19 protein-coding genes and 1 pseudogene are annotated in these 17,741 nt (G+C 67.1%); 14 read left to right on the forward strand and 6 right to left on the reverse strand.

Annotated features, from left to right (window positions below):
* Positions 1–24: 24 nt before the first annotated feature.
* Entirely contained in the window at positions 25–909 is an 885-nt protein-coding gene (locus VIS07_07075; GenBank protein ID HEY8515257.1) for an alpha/beta hydrolase, read from the reverse strand.
* A gap of 108 nt (positions 910–1,017) precedes the next feature.
* On the opposite strand from VIS07_07075, the gene VIS07_07080 reads away from it, so the two are divergent.
* Positions 1,018–1,497: a PaaI family thioesterase gene (locus tag VIS07_07080; GenBank protein ID HEY8515258.1), complete on the forward strand. Its 480-nt coding sequence runs from the start codon at positions 1,018–1,020 to the stop codon at positions 1,495–1,497.
* 79 nt (positions 1,498–1,576) lie between these two features.
* Here the strand turns inward: VIS07_07080 and VIS07_07085 are convergent, their stop codons facing one another.
* The gene (locus tag VIS07_07085; protein ID HEY8515259.1) at positions 1,577–2,413 is read right to left on the reverse strand and encodes an SDR family oxidoreductase; all 837 of its coding nucleotides are present in this window, start codon (positions 2,411–2,413) and stop codon (positions 1,577–1,579) included.
* 69 nt (positions 2,414–2,482) lie between these two features.
* On the opposite strand from VIS07_07085, the gene VIS07_07090 reads away from it, so the two are divergent.
* The 5 genes from VIS07_07090 (at position 2,483) to VIS07_07110 (ending at position 6,437) form a co-directional block, all read left to right on the forward strand.
* On the forward strand, positions 2,483–3,022 hold the full coding sequence (locus tag VIS07_07090; protein HEY8515260.1) for a pyridoxamine 5'-phosphate oxidase family protein: 540 nt from the start codon (positions 2,483–2,485) through the stop codon (positions 3,020–3,022).
* A gap of 135 nt (positions 3,023–3,157) precedes the next feature.
* Positions 3,158–4,180, forward strand: a complete 1,023-nt coding sequence (gene dusB, locus VIS07_07095) for a tRNA dihydrouridine synthase DusB (GenBank protein HEY8515261.1) — start codon at positions 3,158–3,160, stop codon at positions 4,178–4,180.
* Positions 4,177–4,887, forward strand: a complete 711-nt coding sequence (locus VIS07_07100; GenBank protein HEY8515262.1) for an HAD family hydrolase — start codon at positions 4,177–4,179, stop codon at positions 4,885–4,887. The genes dusB and VIS07_07100 overlap by 4 nt, the downstream gene beginning before the upstream one ends.
* 14 nt (positions 4,888–4,901) lie before the next feature.
* Positions 4,902–5,387 (forward strand): 6-pyruvoyl tetrahydropterin synthase family protein, encoded by a 486-nt coding sequence (locus tag VIS07_07105; GenBank protein ID HEY8515263.1) that lies wholly within the window; start codon positions 4,902–4,904, stop codon positions 5,385–5,387.
* 126 nt (positions 5,388–5,513) lie between these two features.
* The gene (locus VIS07_07110; protein HEY8515264.1) at positions 5,514–6,437 is read left to right on the forward strand and encodes a class I fructose-bisphosphate aldolase; all 924 of its coding nucleotides are present in this window, start codon (positions 5,514–5,516) and stop codon (positions 6,435–6,437) included.
* A gap of 39 nt (positions 6,438–6,476) precedes the next feature.
* Here VIS07_07110 and VIS07_07115 read toward each other — a convergent pair whose 3' ends face one another.
* A complete protein-coding gene (locus VIS07_07115; protein HEY8515265.1) occupies positions 6,477–6,881 on the reverse strand; it encodes a hypothetical protein in 405 nt (134 codons plus the stop codon).
* A 129-nt stretch (positions 6,882–7,010) separates the two neighbouring features.
* Positions 7,011–7,739 (reverse strand): dienelactone hydrolase family protein, encoded by a 729-nt coding sequence (locus tag VIS07_07120; GenBank protein HEY8515266.1) that lies wholly within the window; start codon positions 7,737–7,739, stop codon positions 7,011–7,013.
* A gap of 169 nt (positions 7,740–7,908) precedes the next feature.
* Between VIS07_07120 and VIS07_07125 the strand changes: the two genes are divergently transcribed.
* Positions 7,909–8,304 (forward strand): ComEA family DNA-binding protein, encoded by a 396-nt coding sequence (locus VIS07_07125; protein HEY8515267.1) that lies wholly within the window; start codon positions 7,909–7,911, stop codon positions 8,302–8,304.
* Positions 8,305–8,465: 161 nt separating this feature from the next.
* Here the strand turns inward: VIS07_07125 and VIS07_07130 are convergent, their stop codons facing one another.
* The gene (locus VIS07_07130) at positions 8,466–8,918 is read right to left on the reverse strand and encodes an SRPBCC family protein (protein ID HEY8515268.1); all 453 of its coding nucleotides are present in this window, start codon (positions 8,916–8,918) and stop codon (positions 8,466–8,468) included.
* A gap of 262 nt (positions 8,919–9,180) precedes the next feature.
* On the opposite strand from VIS07_07130, the gene VIS07_07135 reads away from it, so the two are divergent.
* On the forward strand, positions 9,181–10,143 hold the full coding sequence (locus tag VIS07_07135) for an NAD-dependent epimerase/dehydratase family protein (GenBank protein HEY8515269.1): 963 nt from the start codon (positions 9,181–9,183) through the stop codon (positions 10,141–10,143).
* A gap of 118 nt (positions 10,144–10,261) precedes the next feature.
* Positions 10,262–11,239: pseudogene (mtnA, locus tag VIS07_07140) on the forward strand (S-methyl-5-thioribose-1-phosphate isomerase).
* 28 nt (positions 11,240–11,267) lie between these two features.
* Here mtnA and nagZ read toward each other — a convergent pair.
* Positions 11,268–12,425 carry a beta-N-acetylhexosaminidase gene (gene nagZ / locus VIS07_07145; protein HEY8515270.1) on the reverse strand — a complete coding sequence of 386 codons (1,158 nt, stop codon included), beginning with the start codon at positions 12,423–12,425 and terminating at the stop codon, positions 11,268–11,270.
* 618 nt (positions 12,426–13,043) lie between these two features.
* On the opposite strand from nagZ, the gene VIS07_07150 reads away from it, so the two are divergent.
* From VIS07_07150 to VIS07_07170, 5 genes are read left to right on the forward strand one after another with little or no spacing between them, the layout of a single operon-like run.
* A complete protein-coding gene (locus VIS07_07150) occupies positions 13,044–14,291 on the forward strand; it encodes a beta-ketoacyl-[acyl-carrier-protein] synthase family protein (protein HEY8515271.1) in 1,248 nt (415 codons plus the stop codon).
* Positions 14,275–14,544: an acyl carrier protein gene (locus VIS07_07155; GenBank protein ID HEY8515272.1), complete on the forward strand. Its 270-nt coding sequence runs from the start codon at positions 14,275–14,277 to the stop codon at positions 14,542–14,544. Before VIS07_07150 ends, VIS07_07155 begins: the two co-directional genes overlap by 17 nt.
* 36 nt (positions 14,545–14,580) lie before the next feature.
* Entirely contained in the window at positions 14,581–15,219 is a 639-nt protein-coding gene (locus VIS07_07160) for a hypothetical protein (GenBank protein HEY8515273.1), read from the forward strand.
* A gap of 55 nt (positions 15,220–15,274) precedes the next feature.
* Positions 15,275–16,600: a HAMP domain-containing sensor histidine kinase gene (locus VIS07_07165; GenBank protein HEY8515274.1), complete on the forward strand. Its 1,326-nt coding sequence runs from the start codon at positions 15,275–15,277 to the stop codon at positions 16,598–16,600.
* Positions 16,597–17,709 carry a response regulator gene (locus tag VIS07_07170; GenBank protein ID HEY8515275.1) on the forward strand — a complete coding sequence of 371 codons (1,113 nt, stop codon included), beginning with the start codon at positions 16,597–16,599 and terminating at the stop codon, positions 17,707–17,709. Before VIS07_07165 ends, VIS07_07170 begins: the two co-directional genes overlap by 4 nt.
* Positions 17,710–17,741: the final 32 nt, after the last annotated feature.

The following is a 17,741-nucleotide window of genomic DNA, read 5'->3' on the forward strand; positions in this document are numbered from 1 at the left end:
GTCGCTCGCGCGCGCCCCGTGACCCTAGTCCTGCGCGAGGAACGAGCGGATCTCGCGCAGAAGGTCGTCCGGGCGGTCGAAGTGCACCATGTGCCCCGCGCCCGGAATCTCGACGAAGCGTGCGTTCCTGAAGCACGCGAGACGGCGCTGCAGGTCGTCCGGCTCGAGGTAGATCGCGCCGGGCTTGCTGCGCCAGAACTCTCCCGACTCCGCGCCGTGCACGATCAGCGTGCGCGCCGTGATCCGCCGCCAGAACGCCATCGAGTACTCGAGGTTGAACGGCCCGGTGAGCGCCATGGTGGTCAGCATCGAGTCGAACTTCCACTCGAGCTTCCCGTCCTCGCGCGCGCGCGTGCCGAGCAGCGCGAGCTCGCGCGCCTTCTCCTCGCTGAGCCGCGGGTTGCGCTCGCGTAGCCGTCGGTAGGCGGCCTCGAGGTCGTCGAGGCCGCGCTGGCCCGCGAGCGCCTGATCGACGCGGCGGAAGCCGTCGATCGTCCACGCGACTTCCTCTTCCATGTCCGGTGGCGGCGGCCCGAGGCCCTCGATCACCACCAGCGCCGACGGCACGTCCGGGAAGCAGCCGCCGTAGGTCGCGGCGATCTCGCCGCCCATCGAGTGTCCGACGATCACCGGACGCTCGAGGCGCAGCGCCCGGATCAGGTTGTGCAGATCCAGGAGGAAGTGGCCGAAATGGTAGTACGGCGTCGTCTCGCTGTCGCCGTGCCCGCGGAGGTCGAGCGCGAGCACGCGGAAGCGGTCGAGGAGACCGCGCGCGAGCCCGTCGAAGGAATGCGAGTGATCGCGAAGCCCATGCACGATGACCAGCGGCGGCAGGCGGGGATCGCCCCAGTCGCGGAAGTGGATCCGCAGCGACCCGCTGCGAAAGAACCTTTCGCTGTACTCCGGCATGGGCGTCGACCGTAGCCGCCGGGCCGGCTTGCGCCAAGGTGCGGGTCGCGCGCTGGCGTCGAGGACGGACCTGGCTAGAGTCGGGCGAGCGATCGAGAGGAGAAGCACATGAGCAATCCCCCGAGCATCCGCTCGCTGCGTCCCGGCACACGCGCCCACGAGTACGCCGCGCTCGACGAGAAGACGCGCGACGAGATCCTGCGCTTCTTCAACGGCGAAGGGACCTCCTTCGGCCACACGCTCGGCATCCAGGTGGTCGACGTGCGTCAAGGATACGCGCGGCTCGAGCTCGAGGTGCGCCCGCGTCTCAAGCAGCCCGCGGGAGTTCTGCACGGCGGCGCGAGCTTCGGTCTCGCGGACACCGCCGTGGCGGTCGCGCTGCGTCCGCTCTACGGCGTCGCCGCGGTGCTGCTGACCATCGAGATGAAGATCAACTACCTCGAGCCGATCTTCGACGGACGCGTCATCGCGGAAGCGTACGTCATGCGCGCGAGCCGCCGCAGTGCCTACGCCGAGGTCGACCTGTGGGCGCACGACAAGCTCGCGGCGCGCGCGACGACGACGTACATGATCCGCGAGCCGCGCTGAGCCGGCGCGCTTGGCGTCGGCTCGTGACGCGACTTCGCGAAAGCGCGGGGCGTGGCTCCGCAAGAGGTTCAGCGACCGCTCAGACGACGAGGCCGCCGTTCGGCGACAGCACCTGTCCGGTGAAGTAGCTCGCGCCCGGGCCGGCGAGGAACAGCGCCGTCGCCGCCACCTCGCGCGCCTCGCCGAGACGGCCGAGCAACGTCTGCGCCGCGATCACCGCGGTCTGCGTCGCGCGCTGCTCGCCGAGCACGTCGAGCAGCGGCGTGTCGATGTAGCCGGGCGCGATCGCGTTCACCAGGATGTCGTAGGGCGCAACGTCGCGCGCGACGGCCTTGGTGAAGGCGATGATCGCTCCCTTCGCCGCGGAGTAGTGCGGCACGCCGCCGATGCCGGTCAGCCCGGCGATGCTCGCGATGTTGATGATCCGGCCCGAGCGCTGGAACTGCATGATCTTCAGCGCTTCGCGCGTGCAGAAGAACGTGCCGTCGACGTGCACCGCCATCATCTTGCGCCAGCGCTCGTCGGACAGTCGGCTGGTCGCTTCGAGCGCGGTCGCGATGCGTCCGGTGCTCTGCATCTCGCCGAGCTGCTGCATCATCCGGCGGACGGTCTCGGGCTCGGTGTCGGCGTGGCCGGCGTTGTTGACCAGGATGTCGAGGCGCTCGCGCGTTGCGTGGCCGATCGCGGCGAAGAAGCGCCGTACCTGCTCGGGATCGGAGACGTCGCCGATCTGCGGTCCGCAGTGCGTCACCGCGTCGATCTTCTCGAGCTCGGCGTGCGTCCGTTCCGCCGCCTCGGCGCGCAGGTCGTTCACGATGACGCGCGCGCCGGCACGTCCGAACGTCAGCGCGATCTCGCGTCCGAGACCGGAGCCGGCGCCCGTGACGAAGGCGATCTTGCCGTCGAGATCCTTCATTCTTCCTCCCCGTCGTGTTGCCGCACCCGAGCACCCCGGCTAACTCGAGGTGCAAGCGAAGGAGCTCGCATGGCCGACTGGTACAGGATGCTCGGAGCGGATCACGTCGACTTCATCCGCAAGCAGCACGTCTTCTTCGTCGCGACGGCTCCCGCGGATGGCGACGGATACCCCAATCTGTCGCCCAAAGGCTACGACTCGCTCGACGTCCTGAGCCCGACCGAGCTGGTGTTCGTCGACATGCCGGGCAGCGGGAACCAGACGGCGTCGCACGTCGTGCGCGGCGGACGCATCACGCTGATGTTCTGCGGCTTCGAGGCGCGGGCGATGGTCCTGCGCGTCTACGGACGCGGCACGGTGCTGCTGCCGGACTCCGACGGCTATGCGGAGCTCGTGGAGCGTCTGCGGCCGGGGCTCGTCGGCCCGTTCACGCGCCAGCTCATCCGCATCGAGGTCGAGAAGGTGCAGACCTCGTGCGGCTACGGCGTGCCGCGCTTCGAGTTCGTCGGCGAGCGCGACACGCTGCGCCGCTACTACGAGCGCGCGGCGGAGCGCGGCGAGTTCGCCGCGAAGCTCGAGCGCGCGCGCCGGCTGCAGGATCCGGTGTAGCGTCCGCTGCGAGCTGCGGGCTTCCGCGACGCGGCGACGGTCGGCGCGCTGGGGTCGCGCCGAGGGAGGTCGTCGACCACGCCGGGCGCGCGGCGTCGGCTTGGACGGCGCAGGAGCGATCGTTATCCTCGCCGGGTGGCCCAGCGCACCGCTCTTTCGCTCGGCGCGCGCAGCATCGCGCCGCCCTTGGTTCTCGCGCCCATGTCCGGCGTCACCGACATGGCGTTCCGCCGTCTCGTGCGCGAGTGCAGCCCGGGAGCGGTCGGGCTCGTGGTCAGCGAGTTCATCTCGATCGAGGGCTTGACGCGCAACGACCTGCGCAGCCACCGCATGCTGCGCTACCACCGCGACGAGCACCCGATCTCGATCCAGATCTTCGGCGCCGAGATCGATCGCATGGTCGAGGCCGCGCTGATCGTCCAGCAGACGGGCGTCGATGCGGTCGACATCAACTGCGGGTGTCCGGTTCCGAAGGTCGTCAAGCGTGGCGGCGGGGCGGAGCTGCTGCGGCAGGAGCGTCACCTCGAGCGCATGCTGCGCGCGGTGCGCCGCGAGCTGTCGATTCCGCTGACGCTCAAGATCCGCACGGGCTGGGACGCGGATTCGATCAACTGCGTCGAGATCGCGCAGATGGCGGAGGACGCGGGCGTCGCCATGATCACCGTGCACGGCCGAACGCGCATGCAGCTCTACACCGGCAGCGCGGACTGGGACCTCATCGCCCGCGTCAAGCAAGCAGTCCGGATTCCGGTCGTCGGCAGCGGCGACGTGGTGAGCGTCGAGGCCGCGCGCGAGCGGCTCGCGCGCTCGGGCGTCGACGGCCTCGCGATCGGCCGTGCCGCGATGGAGAACCCCTGGATCTTCGGCGCCATCGCCGCCGACCTCGAGGGACGCACGGTGCCCGTTCCGAGCGTGGCGGACCGCTTCGCGGCGCTGCGCCGCTATCGCGTGCTGCTCGACGAGCTCTATCCGGAGAAGGTCACCTCGGCGCGGCTGCGCGGCATGGCGTGCCGGATCCTGAAGGGCTTCCCCGGCAGCGCCGTCCTGCGCGAGCGCGTGACGCACACCCGCTCGAGCGACGAGCTGCTCGGGATCCTCGCGCAGTACGAGCAGTACGAGAAGCAGCAGCTCGGCGAGCCGCCCCGGTCCGCCGCGTGACGTCGGCGCCGGACGCCGTGCGCGCGCTCCTGTTCGACATCGACGGCACGCTGCTGCGCTCGCGCGGCTCGGCGGAGCTCTTCGACGCGGCGATGGAGGAGGTGTTCGGCATCCGCGGCAACCTGCGCGCGATCCGTCCGGACGGCATGACCGATCCGGACATCGTCGCGCGGCTGCTCGACGGACGGACGCCGCCGTGCGGCGCGATCACGCCGCGGCTCCTCGCGAGCTTCGAGATGACGCTCGCGCGCTCGCTCGGAGCGGCGGTCGCGGCGGGGCAGGTCGAGGTGTGGACGCTGCCCGGCGTCGAGGAGCTGCTCGCGGAGCTCGCGTCACGCGACGACGTGCGCCTCGGGATCGTCACCGGCAACATGCGCGCGACCGCTCGCGTCAAGCTCGAGGCGGTGGGGATCGCGGGCTACTTCCGCGGCGGCGGCTACGGCAGCGATTCGCCGTCGCGCGCCGTGCTGCCGGCGGTCGCGCTGCGTCGCATGCAGAGGGTCGACGGCGTCAAGCTAGCGCCCGAGCGCGCGGTGGTCGTCGGCGACACGCCGCACGACCTTCACGCGGCGCGTGCGCACGGCATGCGCTGCGTTCTCGTCGCGACGGGGCAGTTCGAAGCGTCGGAGCTGGCTGCGGCCGGTCCGGATGCTTTGCTCGAGGATCTCAGCGATCTGCCGCGCGCGCTCGAGGCGATTCTCGGCTGAACTTCGGGGGAGTCATGCGAGCCCAAAGCTTCTCGGTTTACGTCGCCAAGGAATATCTCAAGTTCAACGCGGCGCACTTCATCGCCTATCCCGGCTTTCGCGAGCGGCTGCACGGACACAACTACCACGTGACCGTGCGCATCGAGGGCGAGCTCGGTCCCGACGGCTACGTCCTCGACTTCGGTCTCGTGAAGAAGGCGACGAAGCGCGTCTGCGACGCGCTCGACGAGCACACGCTGCTCCCCGCGCAGAGCGATTGCCTGCGGATCACCGAGCAGGGCGACTCGGTGGAGGTCGTCTACGAGGACGGCGCGCGCTTCGTGTTCCCGCGCAGCGACGTGATCCTGCTGCCGATCGTCCACACCTCGGCCGAGGAGCTCGCACGCTATGTGGCAGGCCAGGTCAAGAACGAGCTTCTCGCGGCCGGCGCGCGGCCCTGGACGCGGCTCGAGGTCGGCGTCGCGGAGACCAGCGGCCAGTCGGCGACGTACGCCGAATGAGCGGTCGGTCGCCGGTTGGGGAGTTGCGCAACGCAGGCGATTTGGGGACAAGGGATCTGACAGCGCGCTCTCGGCGCGGCCCCTCGAGACGGGTACAAAGAACGAAGCGAACGAGGAGTACGTGCGATGACGGAACGTGTTCGTGAGATCCTGAGCTGGTACGCCGGCAGCAGTCCGGGGGTGCTGACCAATCTTGCGCGCATGCTGAACCACGGCGCGCTCGGCGGCACCGGCAAGATGGTCATCCTGCCCGTCGATCAGGGCTTCGAGCACGGCCCTGCGCGGAGCTTCGCGCCGAATCCCGGCGGCTACGATCCGCACTACCACTTCAAGCTCGCGATCGAGGCCGGCTGCAACGCGTACGCGGCGCCGCTCGGCTTCCTCGAGGCGGGCGCGGCGGAGTTCGCAGGCGAGATCCCGCTGATCTTGAAGCTCAACAACAGCGATCTGCTGTACGAGTCGAGCGATCCGTGTCCGGCCGTCACCGGCTCGGTCGCCGATGCGCTGCGTCTCGGCTGCGTCGCGATCGGCTACACGATCTACCCCGGCTCGGCGCTGCGCAACGAGATGTACGAGAACCTGCGCGAGATCACCGAGGAAGCGAAGGCCGCCGGTCTCGCCGTCGTCGTGTGGTCGTACCCGCGCGGCTCGGGGCTCTCGAAGGAAGGCGAGACCGCGGTCGACGTCGTCGCGTACGCGGCGCAGATCGCCTGCCAGCTCGGCGCGCACATCGTCAAGGTGAAGCCGCCGACGTCGTTCCTCGAGCAGAAGGAAGCGAAGAAGGTCTACGAGGCGCAGCAGATCCCGATCGAGACGCTCGCCGACCGCGTGCGCCACGTCGTGCAGGCGGCGTTCAACGGCAAGCGCATCGTGATCTTCTCGGGCGGCGCCAAGGGCTCCGACGAGAAGGTGTTCGACGAGGTGCGCGGCATCCGCGACGGCGGCGGATTCGGCTCGATCATCGGCCGCAACTCGTTCCAGCGGCCGCGTGCCGAGGCGCTCAAGTTCCTCGACACGGTGATGAAGATCTATCGGGGCGAGATCAAGTAGGGATTTCGAGGAGGGTCGGTTCGAGGGGCGCGCCGCGGCTCAGAGTCGCTGGTAGCGCCCCTTGCCGATCTTCTTGATCTTGTTCGCCTGCATCCAGCGGGAGAGGGCAGGGTAGACCTGGGCGCGTCCCTTGGCGCGGGCGCCCGGGTGCTTCATCACGTCCTCGACGCCGAACTTCTCCGGCACCGAGGCCAGCACCTCATCCCAGTTCACGCGGCCGCCGCCGCTCGAGCGTCGCGCGCCAGCCGTCGTCGTGCTGCGCGGCGGACGCCCCGGCCCGCGTCGCCGCGGTCCGATGCCGATCGCGTTGCGCCAGGCGTTCGCCTGCTCGATGAGGCTTTCCAGCTCGGCCTCGCGCTCGCGAATCTCTTGCAAGAGGGCGGCGAGGGCCTTCTCCGCCTGTCGCTTCACCTGCGTGAACAGGTCCGTTTTTCCGCGCGGCATGACGAGCCTCCTCGAGCTGAAATATCGGCCCAAATAACAGGCCCCATCAGTGGTCGCAACGGAGTTTAGGGCGAAATTCGAGCCAAGGTGATCCTTCGTAACGAGGCGTCAAGTCGATATCAAGTTGACCTAAGCTAATCTCGCGCGCAGGAATTCGATCGCGAGCCGTAGCGCGATGCGCGCCGTCTCGGGGCGGTAGGCATCGGGTCGGCGATCGTTGACGAAGGCGTGGCCCGCTCCTTCGAAGATGCGCACGTCGAAGGTCTTTCCGGCGTGGGCGAGGTCGCGTGCGAAAGCTTCGACGTCGGCGCGCGGAATGAGGTCGTCGTCCGCGCCGAACAGGCCGAGCAGGGGACAGCGTAGCTCCGCGGCCGTCTCGCGCGGCGGCGGCAGCTTGTGCGGCGCGGGCGTGCGGTGCGTGAGCATTCCGTAGAAGGACACGCAGGCGTCGAGGCCGTCGACGCGGCACGCCGACATGGTCGCGTACTGCCCGCCCAGGCAGAAGCCGACGACGCCGACGCGTCCGGTCTCGGGTCGAGCGCGCAGATAGGCGACCGACGCGGCGACGTCGTGCACGACGCGCGCATCGGGGAGCGAATCGATCAGCGCGAAGACGGCCAGGTCGTCGAGCTGCGGCGTGCCTTCGCGGCTGTAGATGTCGAGCACCAGCGTGTGAAAGCCGGCGTCGGCGAACTTCGCTGCGAGCTCGCGATACAATGGCCAGATGCCGCGCACGTCCGGGATCAGGACGAGCCCCGGAGACGGCGAGCGCTGCGCGGCGTGAAGCACGCCGCGGATGCGCTCGGCTCCGGCTGGGATCTGAACCTCGACACCACTCTCGATTGTCTGCGGCTGCATGTCGTTGCTCTTCTATGTATGCGGCGTCAAGAAAAATAGTTGACGCTACTTCGGAAGACGCCTACGCAGGGGCCACCTCACGCATCGTCCCCCCGCGATGCCGACATGGACCGCGGCGAGCGTCGCCGCATGACGGGCGCAGACGGCGATCTGCGCAAGGTGGTGGAGCATGGAGCGATCGGAGGTACGGAAGGTTCGGTCGGGACGGGCGCTGTGGCGCGGGCTGCTGGCCGCCCTCGTCGTGACGGCGCTGTGGGCGTCGAGCGCGGACGCCGAGGAGAGCAAGCGCATCGACATCAACTCGGCGAGCGCCGAGGAGCTCGCGACGCTGCCCGGCGTCGGTCCGGCGAAGGCGGAGGCGATCATCGCCTACCGCGAGACGGCGCCCTTCAAGAGCCCGGAGGAGCTCGTCGAGGTGAAGGGGATCGGCGAGAAGCTCTACGCGCAGCTGAAGGACAAGATCACCGTCGGCGATCCGGCGGGCGGCGCGGCACGCGGCGGATCGCCTGCGTCCGTCGCGGGTGACGCGAAGGCGGGACGCACGGCTGCGGCGGCGACGCGCTAGGGCCGCGCGTCGCGTGGGTGACGGCGCCCTGCGGCCGGTGGGTGCGGCCGTGTGCGGAGCGGTGGTGGGCGAGGGAGCGCTCGCCGGCGCGTGGGGCGCCGTCGCCGGGGCTTCGGTCACGGCACCATCGGTGCGGCGATGGTCGGTCGCGAGACCGTCGATCACCCGGACGCTCCCGCCTTGCGCTCGGCCTCGGCCTTGAACTCGTGCACGGAGTCGCGCAGCGCCTGGCGCTCGATCATGCGGCGCAGCGGCCCCGGCACCCAGAAGCCGAGGTCGACCGCCTGGCGGCAGGTCGCGCGCGTGCGGTTCGGCGCGATGGGCTCGAACTCGTAGCTGCCCGTGATGCTCGTCACGTCGCCCTCGACGAGGTGCCAGTCGGCGCGGCGCGGGACGTCGTACTCGTACTGGAGGACGTAGCGCACGTTGCGGATCTTCATGTCGAGCGTCATCTCGACGACCCGGGCGCGGCCGTCCGCGTCGCGCTCGAGCACCTTGCAGGCGGTGACGGGACCGCTCCACGCCGGGTAGCGGTCGAAGTCGAGCAGCACGTCCCAGCACTGCTCGACGCTTGCCTCGATCTCCGTCGTGTAGCTCTGTTCCGCTTCGGCCATCGTGTCCTCCCGGGCGGGGGCCTTCTCACCGGCTCGGCGTCGAGTCAAGGTGTGCGGTCGCACGCGTGCCGGACGTCGCGGTGTCGGCGCGGGCTGCGGAGCGGTGCCGGGGCCGCGCTGCGTAGGCGGGGCGCGACGGTCGCGAGCGAGCGACGTCTGCGTCGTCCGGATTGACGCTCTTTCGCCTCGATGCGAGGAAGCTCGCGTGGCGGACGAAGCAGCTGTTCCTTCCGGCGCGACCGCTACGAGCAAGCGCCGACGCGTGCGTCGGCGTCCGCGCGTCGGCGGCGTCGTCGCCGTCACCGGGATCCACGGCTGGCTCGCGCGCGGCCTCCTGCGACGCCTCGAGGAGGACGACCGCTACACACGCCTCGTCCTGATCGACGTGCGCGCGCCGAGCAAGCCCGTGCGACGCTCGGTGTTCCACCAGGTCGATCTCACCGAGCCGCTGGCCGACGCCGTGCTCGCGCACGTGCTGCGTGCGGAGCAGGTCGAGACGGTCGTGCACCTCGCGTTGCGCGAGTCGCCGCAGCCGCTCGCGGACGGCGCGCACGAGCTCGAGACCGTCGGCACGATGTTCCTGCTCAACGCCGCGGCGGACTGCATCGGTCGCGGCACGCCGCTCCGCGCGCTGGTCTCGGTGACCTCCGCGATGGTGTACGGCGCGAGCGCGCGCAACCCGGCGTACCTCTCCGAGGACCACCCCCTGCGCGGCGCCGTCCACGGCGGCTTCGTCGCCGACAAGGTCGACGTCGATCTCCAGCTTCAGGAGTTCCGCCGGCAGTTCGGGCTGCCGGTCTGCGTGCTGCGCCCGTGCTGGACGGCGACGGACCGGTCGTCGATCGCGGTGCGTCTGCTGCGGCAGTCGCCATCGTTCAGCGTCCTGGGCTTCGATCCCTTGATGCAGCTTCTGCACGGCGACGATCTGCTCGACGTGCTCAAGCGCGCCGTCGATCGTCCGGCCGACGGCTCGTTCAACGTCGCGGGTCGCGGCGTCCTGCCGCTCTCCGCGCTGTTCAAGATCGCGGGGCGCGTGCCGCTCTCGCTGCCCGGGCCCATCGCGAATGCGACGGCGGAGCTGCTGTGGCGCTCGTACGGCGTCGGCATCGGCTTGCCGCTCGATTTCGTGCGCTACGTGTGGGCGGTCGACGCGGAGTCCGTGGCGACCACCTTCGACGTCGTGCCGCGCTACTCGACGCGCGAGGTGGCGGCGAGCCTCGCGTGACGCATCGCGCGCTCGGCGCGCTTGACGCTACGCACCGACCCGTGTCGTGCGCGTGGAGAAGCGCGCATCGGTTCTTGTCCGGGATGCGAGCGGCCGCTAGAGTCGGCGCGTGACGAAGGTGCGCACCGTCGAATGGCGACGCGGGCGCGTGGTCATGCTCGACCAGCGCTTGTTGCCGAACCGCGAGGTCTACCGGATTTATCGTGACGCGAGCGACGTGATGCGCGCGATCAAGGAGCTCGTGATCCGCGGTGCTCCGGCGATCGGCGTCGCGGCGGCGATGGGGATCGCGCTCGGCGCGCGATCGCTGTCGGCGGATCGCTTCGCTCGTGACTTCGAGAAGCTGTGCCGCGGGTTCGCCGCGACGCGTCCGACCGCGGTGAACCTCTTCTGGGCGATCGAGCGCATGCGTCGCGTCGTGCGCGAGAACGCACAGCGGCCGGTCGACACGCTGCGGACGCTGCTCGAGCGCGAAGCGCTCGCGATCTACCGGGAGGATCTCGAAGCGAACCGCAGGCTCGCGGAGTACGGCGCCGCGCTGCTGCCGCGGAAGTGCACCGTGCTCACGCACTGCAACGCCGGCGGTCTCGCGACGGCGGGGATCGGCACCGCGCTCGGCGTGATCGTCGCGGCGCGCGACACCGGCAAGCGCATCGCGGTGTTCGCCGACGAGACGCGACCCGTCCTGCAGGGCGCGCGCTTGACGGCGTGGGAGCTCCGCCGGGAGCGCATTCCGGTCACCGTGATCACGGACAACATGGCCGGCCACTTCATGCAGCGTGGGAAGATCGACGCCGTGATCGTCGGCACGGACCGCACCGCGGCGAACGGCGACGTTGCGAACAAGATCGGAACGTACGCCGTCGCGGTGCTCGCGGCGCGGCACAAGATCCCGTTCTACGTCGCGGCTCCGACCAGCTCGATCGATCTCAACTGTCGCAGCGGCGACAAGATCCCGATCGAGGAGCGCGACCCCGAAGAGGTGTCGCACGTGAACGGCAAGATGCTCACGCCGCGCGGCGTCAAGATCGCAAATCCCGCGTTCGACGTCACGCCGCACCAGCTGGTCACGGCGATCATCACCGAGAACGGCGTCGCGCGACCGCCGTACACCAAGTCGCTGCCTAGGCTGGTGCGCGGCGGGACGCCGCGGCGCGCGGACGACGAGGCGCTCGGGAAGCGCGGGCGTCGCCAGTCGAAGTAGTGCGCTCGTCGAGCCGCCGAGCCAGCCGTTCGAGCACGCGCGCGCCCTCGCCGGAGCGCAGGACGTCGTCGAGCGACTCCCGGGGGGCAGGGCGGCGTGCGAGCCAGCGTCGGATGGCGGCCACGCGCCGCTGCGCGTCGACGACCCGGCTCTCGGGAATTCGCCCCGAGCGGATCGCCCGCGTCAGCGCGGCCGCGGCTTCCCGTCCCGCCTCGAGCGACTGACACGCGAGCAGCAAATCGCACCCCGCTTGGAACGCTGCCACGGCAATGTCACCGATCGAGCCCACACCGTCGAGAGCATGCATCGACAGGTCGTCGCTGACGATGGCGCCCCGGAACCCCAGCTCGCGCCGGAGCAGTCCCCGCAGGATGCGCTTCGAGAGCGTCGCAGGTAGATCCGGATCGAGCGCCGTGTACCGCACGTGCGCCGTCATCAAGAGAGGGAGCTTCGCCGCGATCGCCCGCCGAAACGGCGCCAGCTCGACCCGTCGCAGCTGCCGTAGCGTCCGCCGAACCTCGGGAAGCGCCAGGTGCGAATCCAGGTCCGTGTCGCCGTGCCCCGGAAAGTGCTTCCCGCAGGGAAGGATGCCCGCTTCCTCGAGGCCACGCGCAAACGCGATCCCCAGCCGAGCCACGACGCCCGGCCGCGGCCCGAAGGAGCGATCGCCGATCACCGGATTGGCCGGGTTCGAGTCCACGTCGAGCACCGGCGCGAAGTCGCAATTGAACCCCGCCGCCGCCAGCTCGCGCCCCATCGCACGCCCGGCCGCGCGCGCAAGCGCCGCGCTGTTCGCTTCCCCGAAGCGACGCATCGGCGGCCACTCGGTGAAGGGCGCACGGAGGCGCGCGACGCGGCCGCCTTCTTGGTCGACGGCGATGAGGGCGGTGGGGCCGAGCACACCGCGCAGCGCGGACGTCGTCTCGAGTAGCTCGGGGACATCGTTGATGTTGCGACTGAACAACACGATGCCGGCTGGAGTGAGCGCGGCGAGTGTGTTGCGGAGTTGAGAGGAGATTCGGTGTTCGGGGATCCCGGTAATTACGAAAGTCGCTGGTTTGTTGGATGAGGTTAGCATGCGAAAGGGCATCCTACTCGCCCGACATGGTTAGAGTTTGGCATTTAAGGCGCGAGTGCTCTTGCATGAGATGTCGCGATTTGTAACGCTGTGATCCATTCGATGGTCGTACAGGCACAACAGAACGCCAGTGAGGAGCGACGGACCCCTGCGTCACCACTAAACTAGTTAGCTCACCGACCGCGCATTCCAGGCTTCTGTAGTTTCTTCAGGAGAAAAATCGCGTCGCAGTGCCTAACTACTAGACAGCTCGGAGCGCACGCGTGAACTCGCTCCGGAGGGGAGCCATTAGAGCTGCGACGAGGCACTATTCCACTTTGTCTGCAACGTTTGCCCTGTGACAGGAGGGCGCGTCGCGACCTGTTTCCTTTCCAGGCCTCATGCGCTCGTACTTCGTGGCTGTTAGGTGCGGCGACATCTAGCATGAAGCCGGTAACCTTGTAAGTCCTCCGACTAGGTCTCGCGACGATGAGTCGGGCCGCTCCGTCAACCAAGGGCCACCACATTTGATGGCTACTCGGTGTCGCGGTGCGATCGCAAAGGACTGATCGGGGAAGTCGAACGAAGGCGAGCGAGCGGATTGGCCCATCGAGTCAGAGGCATGCTATATCCTCGCAGATGTCGCGGGCGGTGATCACGGGAGTGGGCTGCGTTACCCCGATCGGTATCGGGATGGCAGCCTTTGTAGAGGGGTTGAGGGCGGGCCGCTCCGGAATCGGGCGACTCACCATCTGTGATCCGGCAACGTTCAACTGTCGAGTTGCCGCGGAAGTGCGCGACTTTGATCCGCTCGCCTTCATGGATCTGCGCGAAGCACGCACCCTGCCTCGTGCGGCGCAGTATGCGCTCGCGGCAACACGGCTGGCCCTCGAGCACGCAGGAATCACGTCATTTCGGGATCCCCGTCGGGTGGGAGTGCTCATTGGCACTTCCTCAGGGACGCTTGCTTACGCACTCGAGCAGTACGCGATTTTCCTGGAAAGAGGGGTGCGACGGTTACATCCGTCGTCGCCGGCTTATGCCCACAATGCCTGTATCGCGTCGGAGTGTGCAATCCAGGTAGGGGTTCATGGCCCTGTGATGACCTTATCAAGCGCCTGCACATCCTCCACGGATGCTATCGGCCTGGGTGCGAGACTGATTGAGCAGGGAGTCGTCGATCTCTTGCTTGTCGGTGGCGCAGAAGCACCCCTAATATCGTCGGTCTTTGCTTCGTTCGATCGACTCTGCATGATGCCGCGTTCCTATAATGAAGTGCCTGAGCAAGCGGCGCGCCCATTCGATAGCCGAAGGGAAGGTTTAGTTCTTGGCGAGGGGGCCGTGATGTTCGTATTGGAAAACCACGATAATGCGCGCAGGCGAGGGCAAAAGTCGCTGGCAGCTGTCGCGGGTTACGGCGCCACGTGCGATGCATATTCCCATTTTCACCAGAAGCCGGGCGGTGAGGATGCGATTCGAGCCGTGCAGGAGGCATTTGCGGCAGCTGGACTCTCGCCTGAGTCGGTCGACTTCGTAAGCGCGCATGGAACGGGAACTCGTGAGAACGATCCGTTTGAGACGAGCGTTCTGCGGGCGGTGTTGGGGTCGAGAGTCAGCGAAGTTCCGGTCAGCGCATCGAAGTCTCAATGTGGTCACCTTCTTGGCGCGTCGGGTGCGGTAGCCGCGGCGTGTGTCGTGGCAAGCATAATTGGAGACTTCTTGCCGGCGACGCTGAATCTCGACGACCCTGATCCAGAGTGCGATCTATTTCATGTCAGGGGAGCGGCTCGTTCCGGTCGGATCAACGTCGCTTTGTGTACGAGCTTTGGCTTTGGATCACGTAACGCTGCTCTAATTATTCAAAGGACTGATGATGTCTACAGTTGACGAACGAGCGATCGAAGATGTGGTGCTTGAGATTCTGTCCATGGAACTGAAAGAGCCGGCAGAACGTATCGTTCAGGCGAGGTCGCTGAAGAAAGAGCTTGGAATGGATTCTATCGCTGCCGCGAATGCTATCTTTACGCTGGAGGATCGATACGGCATCGAAATCGAGCTTGAGGAGGGGGACGCTGTAGATTCCTTTCGCGATATTATTAACGTCGTGAGGCGCGCATTGGTTCGAGCGCCTGTAGCGTAGGTCGAGTTTCGGAGTGATCGCGCTACCATGCGGGGAGTGATCCTCGCGCGATTGATGCGCGCTTGGGCAGGTCGGATCGATGTTCTCGGTGCTGAGGGCGCGATCGACAAGTTGTCGTCGATTCGGGATCGCGCAGGCGCGGTCCCGTTGTTGTATTTTCACTGGACGATCGACGAGTTTCCGCGACTTGTCGTCGCACAGCGGTTTCCGGAGGCGCTCGGACCGGATGTAAGCTACGTGACTGATGATACTATCGGCGGACGTCTCGGTCGCGATGTGCTGAACTGGTTGGGCTACCGAACTCTCGCTTTCAGAGTTTCGCACCCAGCCTATCGAGTTGCTGACTTGAAGAGAATCTTGGCTGCGCCGGGAAGTGTCAGTATCTCAGCGGATGGCCGTGGTCCTTACGGTGCAGTGCACAGTGGCCTTCCGCAGTTGGCGATTCGCAAGAATGCGATCGCAGTGCCGGTGTCAGTAGTCTCTTCGAGCGCGGTCTACTTCGGTCGCCCGGGGCCGATGGCCGTGCCCCACTTGGGGGCAAAGGTGGCGATCTCAATAGGTGAGCCGATTTCTCCGGAGTCCATCAAGGATGGTGGGCCGGGTGTGCTCCAAGGCGCGCTGATGAAGGCACGATTGGCGGGATTGTCAATCTTGTGGGCACAGCGAAGTAGCTAGCGGATCGGTGGCAGCGGGACCTAAGAGAACGTGGGCGGAGCGGCGCCGACTGTACGTGCAGGGCCTCACGGTTCGTGCGGTATTGTCTTGCGTATTCGCCGGCGTAGCACTTTTGTTCTCCGCGTGGGGCGCGATTCCTCGGTCAAACGCGGCTACGGTAGCGGGTATCTTGGTGGCCGCTGCGGCGGTAAACCTTCTCTATTGGGAAATTGGTCGTCGGCGCTCTTTCCCGATCGGCGATTTTGCGGCGCATCAATGTGTAGATGTCGTCGTGTTCACGCTTGCGATCTATTTTGCTGGTGGACTTCATCTGCCGTACTGCGCATTGGCATATTCGCCGATCGTGCACATTGCGGCACTGGCTGAGTCGCGGCGAACGGCTCTTGCGTTGGGCGCGTTGGCGGTTTGTGGGTTGACCGCGCTCGTGGTCTTGGAAAGCAATGGCCTCGTGGAGTCGTATGCTGGAATTTGGGGCTACCGGCTACCACTACGAACACAGATAATCGCGCTCGTATTTAGCGGTGTATATCTGTTGATGTTGGGTTGGGTCACCGGCACGCTGGGGAATCAACTTAAGGAATCGAATGCAAGTTTGGAGGAGGCCGGCGAGCGGCTTCGTGAGCAGAATCGTAGCCTCGAGCGCCGCGTCGAGGAACGCACGGCGAGGCTTGCTCGCGCGACACAGGAGATCGAGGATCTCGTTCACATTATTTCGCATGATCTGAAGAACGTGGCGGTGGCGGCAACGGAGACAGCCCGAAAATTGAGTTCGGCGGAGTCTCAGAACCTGTCCGAACGCGGACGGCGCTACGCAGCGAATCTTCTCGAAGACGGCCGCACGATGTCCCGCATGCTAGAGGACCTGCTCCTCGTATTCCGCCACACCGAGGGCGCGGGGACCCGCAGTGAATGGGTGGACGTCGACGCTGTGGTGCGTCAGGCGGTTCGCCAGATGCAGTACCAGATCGAATCGAAGGGGATCGAGGTCAGCATCGGGCCGTTGCCGTCGGTCTTTGCCGAGACGCAGAAGATCCGGCATATCTTCGACAACTTGATCAACAACGCCTGCAAGTACGTGGGCGACAAGAAGCCGGCGCGGATCGAGGTGGGGGGCAGCGCGCACGATTCCGTCGTGACCTTTTTCGTCAAGGACAATGGGATCGGGCTCGACGAGCGGCAGCAGGAGCGCATCTTCCAGCTCTACCATCGGTCGCCGACCCAGGAGGTGGCTGGGGTGGCGCAGGAAGGGCATGGGGTGGGGTTGGCGATCGTGAAGCGAATCGTCGAGCGCTACGGAGGCTCGATCAAGGTGCAAAGCGTGGTGCACGAGGGGACCACCTTCGAGGTCACGCTGCCGCGCGGTGACGAGTCGCTCGCATGACGGAAGCGCCGGCACAGTCGGTCTACGTCCTTCTCGTCGAGGACAACCCTCGACATGCGGAGCTGATCCGCGACGAACTCGAGATCGAGCTGCCCGAGGTCTCCGTCGTCGTTGCACCGGGCGTTGGGGAGGCTCGCGAGGCGCTGGACCAGCGACGCTTCGATCTGGTGATCCTCGACTTCCGTCTACCCGACGGCGATGGCCTGGAGATCCTTCGCCAGCTCAAGTCCGAGGGACGACAGGAGCCGGTCGTATTTGTGACCACGAGCTCGTCGACCACGATCGCAGTCGAGGCGATGAAGATCGGCGCCGAGGACTACATCGTCAAGGAGGAAGGCTACGTCTCGGTTCTGCCGTTCGTCGTGCGCGATGTCATCGAGCGCTCACGGTTGCGCGCAGAGCGCACCGAGCTCCAAGCCCGACTCGTACGCGCGGAGCGCTTGGCCTCGCTCAACACGCTGATGGCGGGTATCGCGCACAACCTCAACAACCCGCTGACGACGGTTCGGACCTTCCTCGAGCTTCTGCCGCAGCGCTACGAAACCGACGCGGAATTTCGCACCAGCTACTACAAGCTCGTCCTCGACGAGCTCGAGCGCATCCGCGTGCTCATCGGCAGCATGATGCAGGCGGTCGCAGTGCCGAAGGAGCAGGGCGATCCCCCGTGGCAGGTGCGCGAGCTGCTGCGCGAGCTCGAAAGCTTCACCAGCGCGGGATTGCGCGAGAAGAAGGTACGTCTCGAGACGCAGTGCGAGGGCGAGATCCCTCTGCTCACCGCCGCGCGTGAGTCGCTCAAGCAGGCGCTGATCGTCCTGCTGGACAACGCGATCGCGTTCTCGCCGGAGGGCGGCGCAGTCGCGGTGACCTGTCGGTGCATCGCGCAGGGGGAGGCTTCCAGCCTGGAGTTCGAGGTTGCCGACGAGGGACCCGGTGTGCCCGAGGAGAATCGCGAGAAGATCTTCGATCCGTTCTTCTCCACGCGGGCGGGCGGGATCGGGATCGGCTTGTTCGTCGCGCAGAGCGTCGCGCGCGCACATGGGGGTAACCTCGAGGTTCGCGGTCGCGAACCGAACGGCGCGGTCTTCGTCCTCTCTCTCCCCCTCACCTGAGACCGGGCACCTCACCGCCACTCAGTACTCGC

It is taken from the genome of Candidatus Binatia bacterium, from assembly GCA_036563615.1.
In the GTDB taxonomy this organism is placed as follows: Bacteria; Desulfobacterota; Binatia; order UBA12015; family UBA12015; genus DATCMB01.